Genomic DNA, 21878 nt, shown 5'->3' on the forward strand with positions numbered 1-21878 from the left:
GGGTAAACAGATGACTAACGATACGCATCAGCCAGCAAAGCCAGCAGTTGATCTTGATGAAATGGTAGCCGCTTCTGATACAGGGGCGCGAGCGCCGGTCGGGTTTCAGGGGAAATTGCTGGTTAGTATTGCTGCGGCTTGGTCGTTGTTTCAGTTGTGGATTGCATCACCATTGCCATTTGTTTTTGGCTTTGGTGTTTTTAACTCAACTGAAGCACGATCAATTCATCTGACTTTCGCTTTAACGCTGGCTTTTATGGCATATCCGGCCCTCAAGCGTTCTCCTCGTGATCGCATTCCTCTGTTTGACTGGGCTATCGGGCTAGTCGCAGCTTTTTGTGCACTGTATATATACATTTTCTATGCACAGTTAGCTGAGCGCCCAGGAGCACCGATTACTCAGGATGTTATTATCGGTGTAATAGGTTTGGTGTTATTGTTGGAAGCGACACGCCGTGCGCTTGGGCCGCCGCTGGTGATTGTTGCTATGGTATTTCTTGTCTATAGCCTGCTGGGGCCCTATATGCCAAGTATTGTGGCCCATGGCGGTGTCAGTGTAGATGGTTTGGTTAACCATCAGTGGGTGTCAGCTCAGGGGGTGTTTGGTATCGCACTAGGCGTATCAACCAGCTTTGTGTTTCTCTTTGTACTTTTTGGTGCCCTGCTAGATAAGGCAGGAGCAGGTAATTATTTTATAAAGGTCGCCTTCTCCTTACTTGGACATTATCGTGGTGGTCCGGCGAAAGCCGCTGTAGTGGCCTCAGGAATGACGGGCTTGATTTCAGGCTCGTCGATCGCCAACACAGTAACCACAGGTACTTTTACCATTCCGATGATGAAACGCGTAGGTTTCAGCTCAGAAAAGGCTGGTGCTGTTGAGGTTTCGTCATCGGTTAACGGTCAGATTATGCCGCCGGTTATGGGGGCTGCGGCCTTTCTGATGGTTGAATATGTTGGTATATCCTATGTGGAAGTGATTAAGCATGCATTCCTCCCGGCTTTAATTTCGTACATTGCACTGTTGTATATCGTTCACCTTGAAGCCCTTAAGGCAAATATGCAGGGATTGCCATCGGCTAACCCGGTCAGGCCCTTACTCAATAAGGTGATCAGCTTTATGACTGGCCTTATTCTGGTTATGGCGCTGTCTTTTGGCGTTTACTATGGATTGGGTTGGCTTAAGCCACTCCTGGGTGATGCTACTCCTTGGGTGGTTTCCGTAGCCTTGGCTATTGCCTACGTGGGTTTGCTGAAATTAGGCGCGAGATATCCAGAGCTTGAGCTTGATGATCCAAATTCCGAAGTCATTCATCTGCCGCAAACTCGCCCAACGGTTATGGTTGGATTGCATTATATTCTGCCGGTTGTTGTGTTGGTCTGGTGTTTGATGGTTGAGCGTTTATCACCGGGTTTATCTGCTTTCTGGGCAACAGTGTTTATGATATTTATCATGCTGACACAGCGCCCTCTGATTGCGTTGTTTAGACAGCGTAGCCAGCCGCTGGATGATGTAAAAGAAGGCGCTCAGGATCTGTGGAATGGCTTGGTGGCTGGTGCCCGTAACATGATCGGCATAGGTATTGCCACAGCCGCGGCTGGTATCGTTGTAGGCGCTGTCTCGCAGACAGGGGTGGGAAATCTATTAGCTGATGTGGTTGAAACTCTGGCCATGGGCAATCTGATGTTGATTTTGCTGCTGACGGCTGTGCTGAGTTTGATATTGGGGATGGGGTTGCCAACAACAGCTAACTATATTGTTGTTGCGGCGCTGATGGCTCCGGTGGTGGTTACGCTAGGACAACAGAATGGCCTTTTGGTACCTTTGATTGCTGTGCATCTGTTCGTATTTTACTTTGGTATTATGGCGGATGTTACCCCACCGGTGGGGTTGGCGTCTTTTGCCGCCGCCGCCGTGTCAGGGGGCGATCCGATTCGAACCGGATTTCAAGCCTTCTACTACAGTATGCGAACGGCGGCGCTGCCCTTCTTGTTCATTTTTAATACCGATCTGTTGCTTATTGATGTCACTGTAATTCAGGGGATATTAATATTTATCGTGTCGACGATCGCGATGTTAATTTTTGCTGCAGCTACACAGGGCTATATGTTAACCCGCAGTCGTTGGTATGAAACCCTGCTGTTATTGTTGGTGGCATTTACACTGTTCCGTCCGGGTTATTGGATGGATAAGATACATGATCCCTATCAGACGGTGGCACCTGCAGAATTCGCAGAGGCTTTGATGCGAGCCGATCAAGGTAGCCATCTACGTGTTCAAATTTCCGGTGAGGATGCTGTAGGTGATCCACTGGTTACCTATAGACTGGTTCCGGTCCCCGGCGGTCAAACGGCTGTTGAGCGTATGCAAAACTTAGGCCTTGAATTGTATATGGATGCTGATCGTGCATTTGTTGATATGGTTGAATTTGGTAGTTTGGCTGCGGACATAGGCTTCGACTTTGATCAAGAAATAGTGGAAGTAAGTGCTCCTGTGGATCGTTGGGCTAAAGAGTGGGTATGGGTGCCTGGGTTTATGTTATTTGGCCTTGTTTATTGGCTGCAAAGACGCCGGCATGCCCGTAAGGGGCATGCTGTTCAAACTGTTACCGAGGCATAGGAGCTTTGACTATGTACAACAAAATATTAATGCCTGTGGTGTTAAGTGAGCCTAACTCATGGAAGCGTGCCTTGCCTGTAGCACTAAATTTATGCAAGACCTATGATGCTTCTTTGCATGTCCTCACGGTGATGCCAGATTTTTCCATGCCAATGGTGGGTTCTTTCTTTCCTAAGGACTTTTCCAGCAAAGCACATACGCTGCTCAAGGATGAGTTGAAAAAGTTCGTGAAGGAAAATATTCCTGAGGAGATTCAGGTTCAGCGTATTGTGGCGGACGGGTCTCCTTGGGAGACGATTGTAAACATTGCAAAAGAGATCGATGCAGATTTGATTGTTATGGCTGCTCACAACAAACGTAAATTCGCTGATTATGTGCTGGGACCCAATTCAGCCCATGTGGTAAAACACAGTAATATATCAGTGATGGTGGTGCGCTGAGTCGAAGACCCAGCCGCTGTTTTGTGCATATAAAATTCGGATAAGCCAATGGGTCTGAAAATTCTGCTTCCCGTTGATATACAGGATCGAGATGCTGCGGTTGCCGGCTTAATAAAAGTGATGAAATACCTTGGAGAGCAAGAGGTATGTATGCACTTTATGTCAATATTGCCAGGAAAGCCGGTGCCGCTATTGTCTTCCTATGCCTCAAAAGAAGAGGTGCAAAGTGCTTTGTCCGTTCTCAAGGATGACTTAACTTTGCTTGTCAAACAGGCATTGCCGCAATTGACGGGCTTTACAGTCCAGACTGCGGAAGGTGTAGTGCATAAAGAGATATTGAAGTATTCCCGCAAACTGCAGCCGCAACTGATAATGCTACCTAGCCATAGCCACTCTAAACTAGAAAATATTCTTATAGGATCAGTGACGTCAAAGGTGGTTGAGCAAGCTAATTGCTCTGTACTAGTCATTCGGTAAAATAACTACAAAAAACCGTTGACCCATCTGATTTTGATCTATACTATACGCACCTCGCTTGAGACAACAGCCCAACACATCGGGTAGCTCAAGCCGCTCTTTAACAAATTAATCAGGTAATGCGTGTGGGCGCTTGTTCAGGTTAGGCATTAAAGCTTAATCAAAGACAAGCAACCTAACTGTGAATTCATTTAGATGTACGTTTTTGAGCATGACTTAGACGGCTGATTGCTTAGGTAATTGGTTGTCGAAATTTAAACTGAAGAGTTTGATCATGGCTCAGATTGAACGCTGGCGGCAGGCCTAACACATGCAAGTCGAGCGGTAGAAAGTAGCTTGCTACTTTTGAGAGCGGCGGACGGGTGAGTAACGCGTGGGAATCTACCTGGTAGTGGGGGATAACGTTCGGAAACGGACGCTAATACCGCATACGCCCTACGGGGGAAAGGAGGGGCTCTTAGGACCTTTCGCTATCAGATGAGCCTGCGTAGGATTAGCTAGTTGGTAGGGTAAAGGCCTACCAAGGCGACGATCCTTAGCTGGTCTGAGAGGATGATCAGCCACACTGGGACTGAGACACGGCCCAGACTCCTACGGGAGGCAGCAGTGGGGAATATTGGACAATGGGGGCAACCCTGATCCAGCCATGCCGCGTGTGTGAAGAAGGCCTTCGGGTTGTAAAGCACTTTCAGTGGTGAGGAAGGGTATAAAGTTAATACCTTTATACATTGACGTTAGCCACAGAAGAAGCACCGGCTAACTCCGTGCCAGCAGCCGCGGTAATACGGAGGGTGCAAGCGTTAATCGGAATTACTGGGCGTAAAGCGCGCGTAGGTGGTTCAGTCAGTCAGATGTGAAATCCCCGGGCTCAACCTGGGAATTGCACCTGATACTGCTGAGCTAGAGTACAGTAGAGGGGAGTGGAATTTCCTGTGTAGCGGTGAAATGCGTAGATATAGGAAGGAACACCAGTGGCGAAGGCGACTCTCTGGACTGATACTGACACTGAGGTGCGAAAGCGTGGGGAGCAAACAGGATTAGATACCCTGGTAGTCCACGCTGTAAACGATGTCAACTAGCCGTTGGGACACTTGATGTCTTAGTGGCGCAGCTAACGCGATAAGTTGACCGCCTGGGGAGTACGGTCGCAAGATTAAAACTCAAATGAATTGACGGGGGCCCGCACAAGCGGTGGAGCATGTGGTTTAATTCGACGCAACGCGAAGAACCTTACCTACTCTTGACATCCAGAGAATTTGGCAGAGATGCTGAAGTGCCTTCGGGAGCTCTGAGACAGGTGCTGCATGGCTGTCGTCAGCTCGTGTTGTGAAATGTTGGGTTAAGTCCCGTAACGAGCGCAACCCTTGTCCTTACTTGCCAGCGGGTAATGCCGGGAACTGTAAGGAGACTGCCGGTGACAAACCGGAGGAAGGTGGGGACGACGTCAAGTCATCATGGCCCTTACGAGTAGGGCTACACACGTGCTACAATGGCCGGTACAGAGGGCCGCAAGACCGCGAGGTGGAGCAAATCTCAGAAAACCGGTCGTAGTCCGGATCGCAGTCTGCAACTCGACTGCGTGAAGTCGGAATCGCTAGTAATCGCGAATCAGAATGTCGCGGTGAATACGTTCCCGGGCCTTGTACACACCGCCCGTCACACCATGGGAGTGGGTTGCACCAGAAGTAGCTAGTCTAACCGCAAGGGGGACGGTTACCACGGTGTGATTCATGACTGGGGTGAAGTCGTAACAAGGTAGCCCTAGGGGAACCTGGGGCTGGATCACCTCCTTAAACGATAGCTTGGCCTGTTCAAGTGTCCACACGCATTACCTGATTGAAAGTTAAGCGGCTGAGAATACAGCAGTGAATGAAGATAGCTGGAAAGCACTCTTTATTGACTTTTGTGTTCTTGGATAAATGTTTAAATAAGCCTTGTGCTAATTTTAGACAGTCGCATCGGCATCCATGCCTCCTTGCGACATTCAGTCCATCCATGGACATCGCTCTTTAACAATTCGAACTGAAAGAAATAGATTGTCTTGTAGAAATACAAGCGCCAACCGGCGAAATCGATCGTTACTAGCAAACATCAATTGAACAGACGCCTTCGGGTTATATGGTCAAGTGAATAAGCGTGCACGGTGGATGCCTTGGCAGTCAGAGGCGATGAAGGACGTTGTAGCCTGCGAAAAGGTACGGGGAGCTGGCAAACGAGCTTTGATCCGTACATGTCCGAATGGGGAAACCCACCTGACACTTTAATGGTTTTAACTGCGCGAAGCGCAGGTCAAAGCCCTCTTGCGCAAACGCGAGGAGGTGGAGAGAGGTAGAGTCATTAAAGTGTCAGGTATCTCTTAGCTGAATACATAGGCTTTGAGAGGCGAACCCGGGGAACTGAAACATCTAAGTACCCGGAGGAAAAGAAATCAACCGAGATTCCCTAAGTAGCGGCGAGCGAACGGGGAGCAGCCCTTAAGCTGCGTTATGGTTAAAAGAACGCTCTGGAAAGTGCGGCCGTAGAGGGTGAAAGCCCCGTATTTGAAAACCTAAACGTAGTGAAAACGAGTAAGGCGGGACACGTGATATCCTGTCTGAAGATGGGGGGACCATCCTCCAAGGCTAAATACTCCTGACTGACCGATAGTGAACCAGTACCGTGAGGGAAAGGCGAAAAGAACCCCTGTGAGGGGAGTGAAATAGACCCTGAAACCGTGTACGTACAAGCAGTGGGAGCCGTTTTAATACGGTGACTGCGTACCTTTTGTATAATGGGTCAGCGACTTACTTTCAGTGGCAAGCTTAACCGATTAGGGGAGGCGTAGGGAAACCGAGTCTTAATAGGGCGTCAAGTCGCTGGGAGTAGACCCGAAACCGGGCGATCTATCCATGGGCAGGTTGAAGGTTGAGTAACATCAACTGGAGGACCGAACCGACTACCGTTGAAAAGTTAGCGGATGACCTGTGGATCGGAGTGAAAGGCTAATCAAGCCCGGAGATAGCTGGTTCTCCTCGAAAGCTATTTAGGTAGCGCCTCATGTCTCACTCTGGGGGGTAGAGCACTGTTTCGGCTAGGGGGTCATCCCGACTTACCAACCCGATGCAAACTCCGAATACCCAGAAGTGCAATCATGGGAGACACACGGCGGGTGCTAACGTCCGTCGTGAAAAGGGAAACAACCCAGACCGCCAGCTAAGGTCCCAAAATCTAAGTTAAGTGGGAAACGATGTGGGAAGGCTCAGACAGCTAGGAGGTTGGCTTAGAAGCAGCCACCCTTTAAAGAAAGCGTAATAGCTCACTAGTCGAGTCGGCCTGCGCGGAAGATTTAACGGGGCTCAAACTTAGTACCGAAGCTGCGGATGCGTGCACTTCACTTAAGTACACTAAAGCGATTGTCGGGCGCGAAGCGCACGACCAAGCGCGCCCCGAACGTTGAGTCGGGTGAGGTGGTGGAATATAAGTGTATTTAAGGAAGTGCACGCATGGTAGAGGAGCGTTGTGTAAGCCGTTGAAGCGAAAGCCGGGAGGCATCGTGGAGGTATCACAAGTGCGAATGCTGACATAAGTAACGATAAGACGAGTGAAAAACTCGTCCGCCGGAAGACCAAGGTTTCCTATCCAATGTTAATCAGGGTAGGGTGAGTCGGCCCCTAAGGCGAGGCAGAAATGCGTAGTCGATGGGAAACGGGCTAATATTCCCGTACCGGCTGTAACTGCGATGGGGAGACGGAGAAGGCTAGGCCAGCATGGTGATGGTTATCCATGTTTAAGGGTGTAGGCTGGTGGAGTAGGTAAATCCGCTCTGCTAAGGCTGAGACTTGATGACGAGACTCGTATGAGTTGAAGTGGTTGATGCCCTGCTTCCAGGAAAATCCTCTAAGCTTCAGGTTACAGACGACCGTACCCCAAACCGACACAGGTGGTCAGGTTGAGAATACCAAGGCGCTTGAGAGAACTCGGGTGAAGGAACTAGGCAAAATGGTGCCGTAACTTCGGGAGAAGGCACGCCGATGAAGGTGAAGGACTTGCTCCGTAAGCTTTTGTCGGTCGAAGATACCAGGTGGCTGCGACTGTTTATTAAAAACACAGCACTCTGCAAACACGAAAGTGGACGTATAGGGTGTGACGCCTGCCCGGTGCCGGAAGGTTAATTGATGGGGTTATCTTCGGAGAAGCTCTTGATCGAAGCCCCGGTAAACGGCGGCCGTAACTATAACGGTCCTAAGGTAGCGAAATTCCTTGTCGGGTAAGTTCCGACCTGCACGAATGGCGTAACGATGGCCACACTGTCTCCACCCGAGACTCAGTGAAATTGAACTCGCTGTGAAGATGCAGCGTCCCCGCGGCTAGACGGAAAGACCCCGTGAACCTTTACTATAGCTTCACAGTGGACTTTGAATTTGTTTGTGTAGGATAGGTGGGAGGCTTAGAAGCGTGGACGCTAGTCTGCGTGGAGCCAACCTTGAAATACCACCCTGACAACTTTGAGGTTCTAACTTAGATCCGTTATCCGGATTGAGGACATTGTGTGGTGGGTAGTTTGACTGGGGCGGTCTCCTCCCAAAGCGTAACGGAGGAGCACGAAGGTACCCTCAGGCTGGTCGGAAATCAGCCAATGAGCGCAAGAGTAGAAGGGTGCTTGACTGCGAGACAGACACGTCGAGCAGGTGCGAAAGCAGGTTCTAGTGATCCGGTGGTTCTGAATGGAAGGGCCATCGCTCAACGGATAAAAGGTACTCCGGGGATAACAGGCTGATACCGCCCAAGAGTTCACATCGACGGCGGTGTTTGGCACCTCGATGTCGGCTCATCACATCCTGGGGCTGAAGCCGGTCCCAAGGGTATGGCTGTTCGCCATTTAAAGTGGTACGCGAGCTGGGTTTAGAACGTCGTGAGACAGTTCGGTCCCTATCTGCCGTGGGCGTTTGAGATTTGAGAAGAGTTGCTCCTAGTACGAGAGGACCGGAGTGAACGAACCTCTGGTGTTCCGGTTGTCACGCCAGTGGCATTGCCGGGTAGCTACGTTCGGACAGGATAACCGCTGAAAGCATCTAAGCGGGAAGCCCCCTTCAAGATGAGATCTCACTGGGCCCTTGAGGCCCCTAAAGAGTCGTCCGAGACCAGGACGTTGATAGGCAGGGTGTGTAAGCGTTGTAAGGCGTTGAGCTAACCTGTACTAATGGCTCGTGAGGCTTGACCATATAACGCCCAAGGCGTTTGGTTGGTGAGCTGGTAACGAAGGATTAAGAATCCAACGATTCAGAAGATACACTGAATCAACAGATCGATACGCGGTTGACGCTTGTAGTGCTATAAGACAGAGTTAAATACATCTATTTCGAACCAGTCCGAGTTGTTCCAGTTTTGTCTGGCGACCATAGAGACGTGGAACCACCTGATCCCATCCCGAACTCAGTAGTGAAACGCGTCATCGCCGATGGTAGTGTGGGGTCTCCCCATGTGAGAGTAGGTCATCGCCAGGCACTTAATACTTAAAAAACCCCTGTCACCTCGTGCCAGGGGTTTTTTATTGGGCAGTTATCAGTCCAAAATGTGTCGCGCTACGCGCTCATGGTCCAGATGGCCAAAAGCAGGTAGCGCTAAAGGTTAAATACCATAATCCTGACGGTATTGACGAATAGCGGCTAGTTCGGCAGATTGGCTACCCTGTTCCTGCAGATATTCAATTAACTGCGCCAGAGTGATGATGCTGATAACGGGAATGCCGTAATCACGCTCCACTTCCTGTATGGCCGATAGCTCAGCACGCCCTTTCTCCTGACGATCCAGTGCAATCAATACACCGGCGGGTTGTGCGTTGGCCTGCTCAAGGATGGCCATGACCTCGCGTATTGCTGTACCCGCGGTAATCACATCATCAACAATCAATGCGCGGCCTTTCAATTCGGCACCCACTAGTGAGCCGCCCTCTCCATGGTCCTTGGCTTCCTTGCGGTTGAACACATAGGGAACATCACGTTGGTATTCTCCAGCCAAGGCAACAGCCGTTGTGGCAGCCAGAGGGATGCCTTTATAGGCTGGGCCGAAGAGTAGGTCATATTCCACGCTTGACTGCTGTAACGCAGCGGCATAAAAGTGTCCCAGCTTACGTAGCGCTTCACCAGTACAAAATAGCCCAGCATTAAAAAAATAAGGGCTAACACGACCGGATTTCAGAGTGAATTCGCCAAACTTGAGTACTTGGGTTTCAATGGCAAACTGAATGAATTCGCGTTGATAATCGTGCATAGGCAATCCGCTGGTCTGAGTTGAAAAATAGGGGGATAATGATAACCCTGTAGACTTCACCATTCCATTAAGTTGCGTAGTATAAATTTCTTTTTCGGTCTGTTCCCGATACAATCTACTACTTAATACCAATAACACTAAACCTGCTCAACGGAGCCGCCCGAATATGCGCGTGATTTCTTTCAATACTGAAGGTATTGAACAAGCCGCTGACAAAGGATTCTTTGATTGGATGGTTAAACAGGATGCGGACGTGGTTTGTCTGCAAAGCCTCCGTGCAAAAGAGTATCAGCTGGATGCAGATCGCTACCACCCCGAAGGCTACCATGCCTACTTTTTTGATGCCTTTGAAGATGGTTTTAGTGGCGTGGCCATTTACACCCGGCATGTGCCTAAAGCTATCATGACTGGATTGGGTTTTGAACAGTGTGATTTTAATGGTCGCTTTATTCAAGCCGATTTTGACAAGTTCAGTATTTCTTCGCTGACGATTCCATCTGGGCTCAAAAGTGATCAGGACCAGGCTGCCAAGATGGAGTACCTGGACCTGTTTATGGGACACCTGAAAAAAACCTTACGAAAGCGCCGAGATTTTATTTTCACTGGTACTTTTAACATTGCCCATAAGCCAATAGATCTGAGCAATTGGTATGTTAATCAGCGTGTATCAGGTTTTCTGGCCGAAGAGCGAATCTGGATTGAAGAGATGTTTGGTGATCTGGGCTTTGTCGATGCTTTGCGCCAGGTAAACAAAGCGGATCGGCAATATACCTGGTGGCCTGATTACAATCGTGCCTGGAAGCTGAACGAAGGCGCGCGGTTGGATTATCAGATAACCACGCCTAATTTGCGTAAAACGATTAAGGACGTATCTATTTATAAAGATCAGCGCTTCTCTGGCCATGCCCCGCTGATTATCGATTACGATCTGGATTTTTGAGATAAACCGGACCCGTTTTGATAGCAGGTCCGGTTATTCTATCAGCTATTTTTTAGTGTGGCTTTCTGGATTTCATTAATTTCAGTAATGCCCTTACGCGCAAGATCCAGCATGGCGTTCAGTTCTTCCTGTGAGTAGGGTGCTGCTTCAGCGGTACCCTGTACCTCGATAAAGCCACCCGCCTCAGTCATCACCACATTCATGTCAGTTTCAGCGACAGAATCTTCTTCGTAATTCAGGTCCAGCACCGGCTCGCCTTTACAGATACCCACAGAGACAGCAGCAATCAGCTGTTTGAATGGATTGCCTTTTACAGCACCATTTTTATCCTTACGTAGAAACTCAATGGCATCGGCAAGTGCTACGCAAGCACCACTAATCGCAGCAGTACGGGTTCCACCATCGGCCTGAATAACATCACAATCAAGGGTGATGGTATTCTCACCCAGTTTTTTCAAATCGATGGCGGCACGCAGTGAACGTCCGATCAGACGCTGAATCTCGATGGTTCTACCGGATTGCTTGCCTCGACTGGCTTCACGGTCGTTGCGGGTGTTAGTAGCTCGCGGCAACATGCCATATTCGGCAGTCACCCAGCCTGAACCAGAACCACGCAAAAATCTGGGCACCCCGCGTTCAACACTGGCGGTACAAAGCACTTTGGTATCACCGAACTCAACCAATACAGAGCCTTCGGCATGGCGGGTGTAGTTCCGGGTCATTTTTATTTCGCGTAGCTGATCAGGCTGACGCCCACCCGGACGGAGTTTATTCAGACCGAGACCTTTCAACTGATCTGACAAAGTTGAGCTCATTGTATCCCCTTGCTTGGCCGGTACCAGATAGAGTCATGGCACCAAGGCTGTTAATATAAGTCCAACCTGTGATTTTAGTCGAGATTGAGCCAAGATGACACGAAGCATGACCGCTTTTGCCGCCTTAAGTGACCTATCCACTGGAACAGAGCTGAAATGGGAGCTGCGTTCGGTTAATAGCCGTTATTTAGAGACGCATTTCCGCTTGCCCGATAGCTACCGGGATCTGGAGCCTCAGTTACGTGAGCGCCTGCGGGCTCACTTAAATCGTGGCAAAGTAGAAATCTCATTGCGAGTTCAGGACGCTCTGGGCGACGCGCAATTGAGTGTTGACGAAGCCTTGGTCAAGGGCTTGTTATCAGCCGTTGAGCAGGTAGAGAGGCATCTACCCGCGTCTACAGCCCTGTCTCCTCTGGACCTTCTAAAATGGCCAGGTGTGCTGCAGCAACAGGACTCTCAGCAAGTGCCGGATGAACAGGCGCTGGCACTGTTTGATCAGGCGTTGGCGTCACTCTGTGATGGCCGTCTTCGTGAAGGAGAGAAGCTCTGTGTCATGATAGAACAGCGTCTCGACGCGATCACCGCTATATTGACTGAACTGCGTCAACATCTGCCAGAGATATTGGCACGACAAACCCGCACATTACAGGAGCGCATCGGAAAGCTTATCAGTGATTCCGATCCGGTTCGCGTAGAGCAGGAAGTCGTGCTGCTTATCAACAAAGCCGATGTGGAAGAAGAGCTGGACCGCCTGGATGCACACCTTGACGAAGTCCGCCGTGTACTGAAAACCACAGAACCCATGGGGCGACGGCTGGATTTTCTGATGCAAGAGTTGAACAGAGAGGCAAACACCCTGTCATCAAAATCCATTGCTATTATGTCAACACAAGCTGCCATTGATCTTAAGGTGCTGATTGAGCAGATGAGAGAGCAGATCCAGAACGTTGAATAGATTTTTCACCGGTTCAAACAGGTTTGGCGTCTCGATTTTTAGAGCTAACGCAAACGCTAAGCAGTACCTCATTGTACGATTAAATTTGGCATAGTTATTTTGGGGTTAGTTGGGTAGACTGCTAACGGTTATAAGCGACTCTAGTCTTTTAACTGGGTGCCATGACCATAGACCCCTGAGTCACCGCCCTCGACGTTGCGAAGTATTTAGGCATCGCTAAAGATATCGTGTAACTGTTAGCGTGAGGGAAAAGGCCTGCCTGCACACAAAATTGGCCGGTTGTGGAAGTTTTAGCTTTCAGAGGTAAATGAATGGGTACGAGTGGGTGGGGTGGATGTAGAACTAGAAAGCCAGCAAAGAGAGCAATGGAGTATGAGCAAAACCGAAGCACAAACCCGGTCAGAACTCATCGACCAACAACTCACTCTGGCGGGCTGGATTATCAAAGACCCTACCCATGTCGTTGAAGAATTCGACATTGTTACCGCCTTACCCGAAGGCGTAGCCGAGCCGCGCACCAAGTACGAAGGCCACCAATTCAGTGACTATGTGCTGCTGGGAAAAGATGGCAAGCCTCTGGCGGTAGTCGAAGCCAAAAAAACCGCAAAAGATGCAGCCATTGGTCGCGAGCAAGCCAAACAGTATTGCTACAACATCCAAAAGCAACTGGGTGGTGAGTTGCCGTTCTGCTTTTATACCAATGGCCACGAACTTTATTTCTGGGATCTGGAAAACGCCCCTCCACGTAAAGTGGTTGGCTTTCCCACCCGTGATGACTTAAACCGTTTTGCCTACATCCGCCGCAACCGCAAGCCACTCACGCAGGAATTCATTAACACCTCTATTGCTGGGCGTGACTACCAGATTCGTGCCATTCGTTCTGTTCTCGAAGGGATCGAGCAGAAAAAACGCGATTTTTTGCTGGTCATGGCGACAGGAACCGGTAAAACCCGTACCTGCATCGCCTTGACTGATGCACTGATGCGCGCCGGCCATGCCGAAAAAGTCTTATTTCTGGTGGATCGCATCGCACTGCGTGAGCAGGCATTAGCCGCTTTTAAAGAGCATATGCCCAACGAACCGCGCTGGCCCAACGTGGGTGAAAAGTTAATCGCTAAAGATCGCCGCGTGTATGTGGCTACCTACCCAACCATGCTCAATATTATTCGCGATGACACACAACACCTATCGCCACATTTTTTTGATTTTATCGTGGTTGATGAAAGCCACCGCTCCATTTACAACACCTTTGGTGAGGTACTCAGTTATTTCAAAACTATCACCCTAGGTTTAACCGCTACGCCTACGGATATTATCGATCACAACACCTTCGAGCTGTTTCACTGCGAAGATGGCATTCCTACCTTTGCCTACACCTACGAAGAAGCGGTCAACAACGTGCCACCGTACCTCTGCAATTTTCAGGTGATGAAAATTCAAACCAAATTCCAGATGGAGGGCATCAGCAAGCGCACCATTTCACTGGAAGACCAGAAAAAGCTGATCCTGCAGGGTAAAGAAATCGAAGATATCAACTTCGAAGGCACACAGCTGGAAAAGCAGGTGATCAACAAAGGCACTAACACCCTGATCGTGCGTGAGTTTATGGAAGAGGGCATTAAAGACGCCAACGGTGTACTGCCCGGTAAAACCATCTTTTTTTGCGCCACCAAAGCCCATGCTCGTCGCATAGAAGAAATCTTCGACAAACTCTACCCGCAATACCATGGTGAACTGGCCAAGGTTCTGGTATCCGATGACCCGCGTGTTTACGGCAAGGGTGGTCTGCTTGATCAGTTCACCAATAACGACATGCCGCGCATTGCCGTCAGCGTAGATATGCTTGATACCGGCATCGACGTACGCGAAATTGTTAACCTCGTATTCGCCAAGCCGGTCTATTCCTACACCAAGTTTTGGCAGATGGTGGGTCGTGGCACCCGTTTACTCGAAACCAGCAAACCCAAGCCTTGGTGTTTAGAGAAAGACGTGTTTTTAATTCTCGACTGCTGGGATAACTTTGAATACTTTAAGCTCAATCCCAAAGGTAAAGAGCTCAAACCCCAGCTGCCCTTACCGGTTAAGCTCGTTGGGCTGCGGCTGGATAAAATCGAAGCCGCAAACGATGCAGGCCTTGGCGATATCGCCGCACGAGAAGTGGCCAAGCTGCGCGTGCAAATCGCTGCCTTACCGCAGAATTCTGTAGTCATTAAAGAAGCCGCCGCTCAACTGGCCCGCCTCGGTGACGACAACTTCTGGCTCACCCTGCTCTCTCATAACAAAAACGACGACAAGCTCGAATTTTTGCGGACTAACATCAAGCCGCTGTTTCGCACCGTATCTGAGGCCGACTTCAAATCCATGCGCTTTGAGCGCGATCTGCTGGAATATTCGCTGGCTATATTACGTGAAGAAAAAGAGCAAGCCGAAACGCTTAAAGAAGGTATCGTCGAGCAAATCAGCGAGCTGCCGCTATCCGTGCCTTTTGTGAAGCAGGAAGAAGAACTGATCCGTGCCGCTCAAGCACCGCAGTTTTGGAGCAAGGCCGACGAAGACCGTTTTGACGAGATGGTGATAAAACTCGGCCCGCTGATGAAATTCCGCGAACAAAACACCGGGCAGGAACAAACCCACCTCGATTTAATGGATGAACTGCACAAAAAAGAATGGGTAGAGTTTGGCCCGCAAAACGAAGCCGTGAGCGTGACCCGTTATCGGGAAATGGTAGAGAGTTTGATTGCCGAACTTACCGAACATAACCCCATACTGCAAAAGATCAAAAACGGTGAGCTGGTCAACAGTGATGAGGCTGAGCAGCTAGCTGAGCTACTGCACGAGGAGCACCCGCACATTACCGAAAACCTGCTGCGCCAGGTGTATAAAAACCGTAAGGCGCGTTTTATTCAATTTATTCGCCATATTCTCGGCATCGAAATATTAAAAAGCTTCCCTGATGAAGTCAGCGCCGCCTTTGATCAGTTTATCCGTGCCCATACCACGCTCAACAGTCGCCAGCTGGAGTTTTTAAACCTGCTTAAAAACTTCATTATCGAGCGTGAAAAAATCGAGAAAAAAGATTTAATCAATGCGCCCTTTACGGTAATCCACCCGCAGGGTATTCGTGGGGTTTTTAGCTCAGCGGAAATAAACGACATTCTGCAACTCACAGAACGCTTAGCAAGTTGATTCAAGGAGGAATCATGAACCAGCAAATACTGCTCTACACCACCAGCGATGGCCAAATCAGGGTTGAGGTGACAAAAAACGCGGACACCCTATGGCTCACTCAGGCACAAATGGCGGAACTTTTTGGCACCAAACGCCCGGCCATTACTAAGCACTTAAGCAATATTTTTAAAAGTGGTGAATTAGACGAAGACAGCACATGTTCCATTTTGGAACATGTGGCCGAACACGGTCAGGTATACAAAACCAAACACTACAACCTTGATGCCATTATCTCGGTGGGCTACCGGGTCAATTCCGCACAGGCAACGCGTTTTCGGATATGGGCCACCCGTATCCTCAAACAGCACCTGGTAGAAGGCTACACCCTTAACCAACACCGCCTGCAAGAACGAGGTATCGAATTCGAACAGGCGCTAACACTGCTCACACAAACACTGACCAACCAGCAACTTATCAACACCGAAGGTGCGGCGGTGGTCACCGTGATTCACGACTATGCCCGCAGTTGGAGCCTGTTGCAGGCCTACGACGAACAGAGCCTCATAGAACGCACCGACAGACAAACCGGCATGAAGGCATTACTGCCGGATGATGTGCAGGTTGCGATAAGCCAATTAAAACAAGAACTCATTATCAAAGGCGAAGCCACTGCATTATTTGGTCAACTGCGCGGTGATGGCCTAGCCTCCGCTATTGCTACCATAGAACAAGGTTTTGGCGATGAGCTTTTTTACCCTAACATCGCCAGCCGTGCAGCTCACTTACTGTACTTGGTTATCAAAAACCACCCACTGGCCGACGGTAATAAACGCAGCGGATCATTCTTGTTTTTGTGGTACCTGCGCATTAACCAGCACTTGCTGGCCAAGCCTGTTGAACAACTCATAAACGACAACACCCTAGTCGCCTTGGCGCTATTGGTGGCTGAAAGCAAACCGGATCAAAAAGAACAGATGATTCGCCTAATCGAACATTTTATTTTATTAAAAGAAGCAAACTAAGCATGTTACAAAACAACCCCGAACTCAAAAGCAAAATTGACCAGCTATGGAACAAGTTCTGGAGCGGTGGCATCAGTAACCCGCTTACCGCTATCGAGCAGATCACCTACTTGCTGTTTATGAAGCGCCTCGACGAACTGGACTTAAAGCGCCAAGCAGATGCCGAGTGGACGGGCGAAAAATACACCTCCAAATTTGCAGGCAAATGGATACCGCCAGAATACCGCGCCAAAGCCAGAGAAGACGACACCCAGAAAGAAACCGATAAAAGACACGCCGATGCGCAGATGTACGAAATCGACAAAAGCACCCTACGCTGGAGCGAGTTCAAACGCATGCAGGCCGAAGAGATGCTGCAGCATGTGCAAAGCAAGGTCTTCCCGTTTTTAAAAGACTTAAACGGGGCCGAAAGCAACTTTACCCACCATATGAAAAACGCGGTATTTATTATTCCTAAGCCGTCGCTAATGGTGGAAGCAGTAAAAACTATCGATGAAATCTTTGAAGTGATGGAGCGCGACTCGCGGGAAAATGGCCAAGCCTTTCAAGATATTCAAGGCGATGTCTATGAAATGCTGCTCTCCGAGATTGCTACCGCCGGTAAAAACGGCCAGTTCCGCACCCCGCGCCATATTATTAAATTACTGGCCGATTTAGTGCAGCCGCAGCTCGGCCACAAAATAGCCGACCCGGCCTGTGGCTCCGGTGGCTTCTTGCTGGGCGCTTATCAATACATAGTGACTCAATTAGCACTAACTCAAATGAAAAAAGGAGCGGGTACAAAAGACCTTACCCCCGATGAAGATGGCTTTATCCGCACTTCGGTGGCCGCTGCCCTGACCGAAAAAGCCCAGGCCATTTTAAGCGCTTCGCTGTGGGGTTATGACATCGACAGCACCATGGTGCGCTTGGGCTTAATGAACTTGATGATGCACGGCATCGATGAGCCCAATATCGACTATAAAGATACGCTGAGTAAAAGTTACACCCAAGAAGCCGAATACGACATCATCATGGCCAACCCGCCCTTTACCGGCAGCATCGACAAAGGCGACATCAACGAGAACCTGCAACTTTCTACCACCAAAACCGAATTATTGTTTGTTGAAAATATTTATCGCCTATTAAAAAAAGGAGGCACTGCTGGGGTGATTGTGCCGCAGGGCGTGCTGTTTGGTTCCGGTAAAGCCTTTAAGGATTTGCGCAAAATATTAGTAGATCGTTGCGATTTAAAAGCCGTGATAACCCTGCCCAGTGGCGTATTTAAACCCTATGCCGGGGTTAGTACCGCAATTTTACTATTCACCAAAGTTTGGGGGCCAAAAGACAAGGTCGATAAACCCGCTACGGAACACGTTTGGTTTTACGAAATGGCCGCCGATGGTTATTCATTGGATGACAAGCGCAGCAAACAAAAGACTACCGATGGAAAAGACAGTTGGGGCGACCTACAAGATATTATCGGAAAATATCACGCCCGTAATGCCGAGAAAGACATCGACCGCACTGCCAAATCGTTCATGGTGCCATACAGTGAAATAGTAGAAGAAAAGAATGACTATGACCTGTCGCTGAGCCGTTATAAAGAAGATGTGTTTGAAGAAGTGCATTACGATGCGCCGGGGGTGATTTTAGATCGGCTTATTCAGGCAGAAGTAGGTGAGGTGGATGATACGGAGCTGGCGAAAGTGCAAAGCGGTATAGTGCGGGAGTTGTTGGAATTGAAAGGGATGGTGGGATGACACAGTTCCTAGGCTCAGCAATTTCAATTTCGAAAGGTAAAAAACATGAGGTTATTGAATCACCATCTAGCTCTGCGAAACGTTTGATTGGCATAGATGACCTCCGCAATGATGATTTGCTTCGATACACTGAAGATAGAAAGGGAGTAGAAGCAATCCCAGAAGATGTACTTATCGCATGGGACGGTGCTAACGCTGGAACTATTGGTTTTGGAAAGAGAGGCCTCATTGGCAGCACCATTGCGCGACTACGCATAAAGCCAGAATCAAAACTATTTACCCCATTTTTGGGGCTCTTTCTCAAGTCGAAATTTGACTATTTACGGAAAACTGCGACAGGTGCAACTATTCCGCATATCAATCGAAAAGCCCTTGAAGGCATTCCTTTACCTGAAGTCGAGTTTAACGACCAAATCCGCATTGCCCATCTGCTCGGTAAAGTGGAAGGGCTGATCGCCCAGCGCAAACAACACCTGCAACAACTCGACGAGCTGCTGAAAAGCGTGTTTTTGGAGATGTTTGGTGATCCAATAAAGAATCCACATACTTTTCCTGTTAGAAAACTTTCTGACTTCTATATAAATCCAAAAGAAGGAACGAAATGTGGCCCTTTCGGCAGCGCTTTAAAGAAAGGCGAATATGTAGATTCAGGCGTCCCAGTATGGAATATGGACAATATTGACCCTACGGGTCGAATGCTGTCTCCTTTTAGAATGTGGATAACAGAGCAGAAATTTAAAGAACTTTCCTCATATTCCGTTATTGATGGAGACATCATAATTTCCCGCGCAGGCACCGTTGGTAAAATGTGCGTAGCGAAAATGAATGGTGGAAAAGCAATTATAAGTACCAACCTTATTCGGTTGAGATTAGGAGATAATCTTAGACCTCTCCATGTCGTTGCGCTGATGACTTATTGCAAAGGTAAAGTTGGTAGGCTCAAAGTTGGCCCTGACGGCGCTTTTACGCATATGAATACCGGTATACTCGACACACTTGAATTCCCTTATCCTCCTAGCGAACTTCAAGACCAATTCGCCACCATCGTCGAAAAAGTCGAAGCGCTTAAATCTGGCTATCAACAAAGCCTTAGCGATCTTGAATCACTCTACGGCGCATTAAGCCAGCAAGCCTTTAAAGGCGAGCTGGATTTATCACGGGTGCCTTTGCCTGATGTTCAATCTGATGCCGAAGCTGCCGAAGCTGCCGAAGCTGCCGAAGCTGCCGAACCCACTGAAAAAGTTGAAACGCCCGCCGAAGAACAATTGACCATCAACTTGCCAGATACGGATTACCTGTTAGACGCCCTTGCCGACAGCACACTGCGCCAGCGCTTGTTAAGTGATTGGTTGAAAAGTTATTGCCAGCAAATCGGCAACACGTCATTTTCTGCCAGCGATTTTCTCGCTGCGGCGCAAACACGCATGACCGAGTTGCATCCCGATACCGAGCTTGAACTCAGCGTGGATGATTACGACATCGTGAAAAACTGGGTATTTGACGCACTCAATAGTGGCCTTTTGCAACAGGCGCAAAATGTTACTGGTCATGATGAAAATGGGGATTCTATTCTCGGCAACCTGATTGAACTCAGAGCCGGAGTTCAGCCTTGAAATTACTCCGCCTAAAAATCACCGATCCAGCTGGCTTTCGCAGTCTGCCCTGTGAGTTTGAACATCACTTTCGCACTGAATTGTCGTTGCAGGAAGAACTGACGAGCGACGAAGGCTTTGCTCCTTTTGTATGCGCTGGCCCCAATGGCAGCGGTAAATCGAACTTATTGGAAGTGTTAGGCGCGATTTTTTACCATATGGAATGCATCTATCTTGAAAATCGACCGGATAGTTTCGACCACGATCCAATAGATAACCCTAATGGTTTTTTAGGTAGCAAGGCTACTCCAGACGGATTCGAGATTGAATACATTATTGAGCCACCTTCTGAACTAAATAGCGAAGAAATCCAAGTCCGCCTAAAAATCTGCAAGGAGAATCAAAAAGACCCTCAATGGTCGATATGGACAAATTCTCCAGCTGAATGGAGGAAGTTGGAAGAGTTCGAGAAAGACCAGAAAACAAGCTTTGGCAGGAGTATGCGGCGGAAACTTTTGCCGCAATACATAATCAGCTACTCCTCTGGCGAAAACGAAATTTTAAGCCTACCGTTTTTTAAAATGCGTTTTATTCAGCTTGATGAATACTGGCAAAGGCTAAAACGGCAAGAGATCTACAGCAACCAACCTGAAGCCAGAATGATATGCCTCGACAACAGCTTCAGTCAGGCTATTCTGCTGTGCAATTTATTGTTTCAGGATGACAAAACCTTACAGCCGTTTAGTGAAGACGTTGGCATTGAAGCACTTAAAGAATTCCGCATTATTTTGCGCCGAAGTATTGCTATTGATGCAAACCAGCTCGCAGCCTTTGCCAGCGAAAATGAAAACGAACGAGAAACCCTCGAAGAGATAGTAAAAAACAATCCGGCACTCAATGCCGAAGAAGACGAGCTGGGCAACACTCACTACCGCTTAAATGTTTTGCACCTGTTAAAGGGCGATGAACAATCGTCGCGCATGATCAGCGCCCTTAAGCGCTGCGCCACCCTGAACTACGAAGATGATGCCAGCGATAGCCTGATACTTGACTACTGGGTAAACGAAGCTACCAAGCAAGCTTTTCGCGAGAATTTCAGTAACGATCCGCTATCGTTATTTCAAGCGTTTCAGGTGTTATTAACGCTGAATTTGTACACGGTAAGCGAACCATTAAAAGCCGATCTGTACCAAAGCAATAGTCACTATGTGAGTGAAACGATTCCGGTGTTGGCATCGGATCAGCGCATTATGCGTTTTAAGTTTGTGCGTTTTAGCAAAACCGGATGTGACGAGCCTTTAATGCTTAAAGAATTGTCGGATGGTGAACACCAGTTACTCCACAGCCTCGGCCTGTGCCTGCTGTTTCGCAATACCAACAGCCTGTTTTTGTTAGACGAACCAGAAACCCACTTCAACCCCGACTGGCGCGCTAACTTTATCAGCCGGTTGCGCCAGTGTTTCCCGAAAGACGGCGCGGCAAGCCAAGAAATGCTGATCACCACCCATACACCGTTTTTAATTTCCGATAGCAAGCCGGAAAAAGTGTTGGTATTTAACAAAGATAAAACCACCCGCGAAGTCAGCATCCGCCACCCCGAATACAACACACTGGGTGCATCCATCAATAAAATTACCATTAACACCTTTGGCAAACGGGAAACCATTGGCGCTTATGCCCAAGAAATTTTGGATAAGTTACGCGAACGCTTTGAGCAAGGCGGTGAGGATGACGATACGCTGATTAATGAAATTCATAAGCAACTGGGCGATTCGGTGGAAAAGCTATTACTGATTAAAGCCATTCTTGCCAAAGAAGATAATGCCAGCGAAGAAAACGACAGTGAAGAGGGAAATTAATC

Annotated in this window: 12 protein-coding genes and 3 rRNA genes; 13 read left to right on the forward strand and 2 right to left on the reverse strand. The window is 48.7% G+C overall.

Annotated features, from left to right (window positions below; all coding sequences use genetic code 11):
• Window positions 1–10 precede the first annotated feature (10 nt).
• From F5I99_RS00655 to rrf, 6 genes are all read left to right on the forward strand, one after another.
• Window positions 11–2617: a TRAP transporter permease gene (locus F5I99_RS00655; protein WP_151053194.1), complete on the forward strand. Its 2607-nt coding sequence runs from the start codon at window positions 11–13 to the stop codon at window positions 2615–2617.
• A gap of 11 nt (window positions 2618–2628) precedes the next feature.
• Window positions 2629–3057: a universal stress protein gene (locus tag F5I99_RS00660; protein WP_151053195.1), complete on the forward strand. Its 429-nt coding sequence runs from the start codon at window positions 2629–2631 to the stop codon at window positions 3055–3057.
• 48 nt (window positions 3058–3105) lie between these two features.
• Window positions 3106–3534, forward strand: coding sequence for a universal stress protein (locus F5I99_RS00665; protein ID WP_151053196.1), 429 nt, complete (start codon window positions 3106–3108; stop codon window positions 3532–3534).
• A 256-nt stretch (window positions 3535–3790) separates the two neighbouring features.
• Window positions 3791–5327: ribosomal RNA gene (locus tag F5I99_RS00670) — 16S ribosomal RNA — on the forward strand.
• 327 nt (window positions 5328–5654) lie between these two features.
• A 23S ribosomal RNA gene (locus tag F5I99_RS00675) occupies window positions 5655–8735 on the forward strand.
• A 166-nt stretch (window positions 8736–8901) separates the two neighbouring features.
• Window positions 8902–9017: ribosomal RNA gene (gene rrf, locus F5I99_RS00680) — 5S ribosomal RNA — on the forward strand.
• Together the 16S, 23S and 5S rRNA genes form the textbook arrangement of a ribosomal RNA operon.
• A 124-nt stretch (window positions 9018–9141) precedes the next feature.
• Here rrf and pyrE read toward each other — a convergent pair.
• Window positions 9142–9783 (reverse strand): orotate phosphoribosyltransferase, encoded by a 642-nt coding sequence (gene pyrE, locus F5I99_RS00685; protein WP_151053197.1) that lies wholly within the window; start codon window positions 9781–9783, stop codon window positions 9142–9144.
• Between the two features lie 166 nt (window positions 9784–9949).
• Here pyrE and F5I99_RS00690 point away from each other — a divergent pair, with 166 nt between their 5' ends.
• Window positions 9950–10723: an exodeoxyribonuclease III gene (locus F5I99_RS00690; RefSeq protein ID WP_151053198.1), complete on the forward strand. Its 774-nt coding sequence runs from the start codon at window positions 9950–9952 to the stop codon at window positions 10721–10723.
• 41 nt (window positions 10724–10764) lie between these two features.
• Here the strand turns inward: F5I99_RS00690 and rph are convergent, their stop codons facing one another.
• Window positions 10765–11538, reverse strand: a complete 774-nt coding sequence (gene rph / locus F5I99_RS00695) for a ribonuclease PH (protein ID WP_151053199.1) — start codon at window positions 11536–11538, stop codon at window positions 10765–10767.
• A gap of 94 nt (window positions 11539–11632) precedes the next feature.
• Here rph and F5I99_RS00700 point away from each other — a divergent pair, with 94 nt between their 5' ends.
• The 6 genes from F5I99_RS00700 to F5I99_RS00725 all read left to right on the forward strand — a co-directional run bounded on the left by F5I99_RS00700 (window position 11633) and on the right by F5I99_RS00725 (window position 21876).
• Window positions 11633–12493 carry a YicC/YloC family endoribonuclease gene (locus F5I99_RS00700; protein ID WP_151053200.1) on the forward strand — a complete coding sequence of 287 codons (861 nt, stop codon included), beginning with the start codon at window positions 11633–11635 and terminating at the stop codon, window positions 12491–12493.
• Window positions 12494–12865: 372 nt separating this feature from the next.
• A complete protein-coding gene (locus F5I99_RS00705) occupies window positions 12866–15679 on the forward strand; it encodes a type I restriction endonuclease subunit R (protein ID WP_151053201.1) in 2814 nt (937 codons plus the stop codon).
• A gap of 14 nt (window positions 15680–15693) precedes the next feature.
• The gene (gene rhuM / locus F5I99_RS00710; protein ID WP_151053202.1) at window positions 15694–16683 is read left to right on the forward strand and encodes a virulence protein RhuM/Fic/DOC family protein; all 990 of its coding nucleotides are present in this window, start codon (window positions 15694–15696) and stop codon (window positions 16681–16683) included.
• 2 nt (window positions 16684–16685) lie between these two features.
• A complete protein-coding gene (locus F5I99_RS00715) occupies window positions 16686–18425 on the forward strand; it encodes a type I restriction-modification system subunit M (RefSeq protein WP_151053203.1) in 1740 nt (579 codons plus the stop codon).
• The gene (locus tag F5I99_RS00720; protein ID WP_151053204.1) at window positions 18422–20038 is read left to right on the forward strand and encodes a restriction endonuclease subunit S; all 1617 of its coding nucleotides are present in this window, start codon (window positions 18422–18424) and stop codon (window positions 20036–20038) included. The genes F5I99_RS00715 and F5I99_RS00720 overlap by 4 nt, the downstream gene beginning before the upstream one ends.
• A complete protein-coding gene (locus tag F5I99_RS00725; protein WP_151053205.1) occupies window positions 20035–21876 on the forward strand; it encodes a restriction system-associated AAA family ATPase in 1842 nt (613 codons plus the stop codon). The genes F5I99_RS00720 and F5I99_RS00725 overlap by 4 nt, the downstream gene beginning before the upstream one ends.
• Window positions 21877–21878 lie beyond the last annotated feature (2 nt).

Origin of the sequence: Nitrincola iocasae, assembly GCF_008727795.1 — a bacterium.
In the GTDB taxonomy this organism is placed as follows: Bacteria; Pseudomonadota; Gammaproteobacteria; order Pseudomonadales; family Balneatricaceae; genus Nitrincola; species Nitrincola iocasae.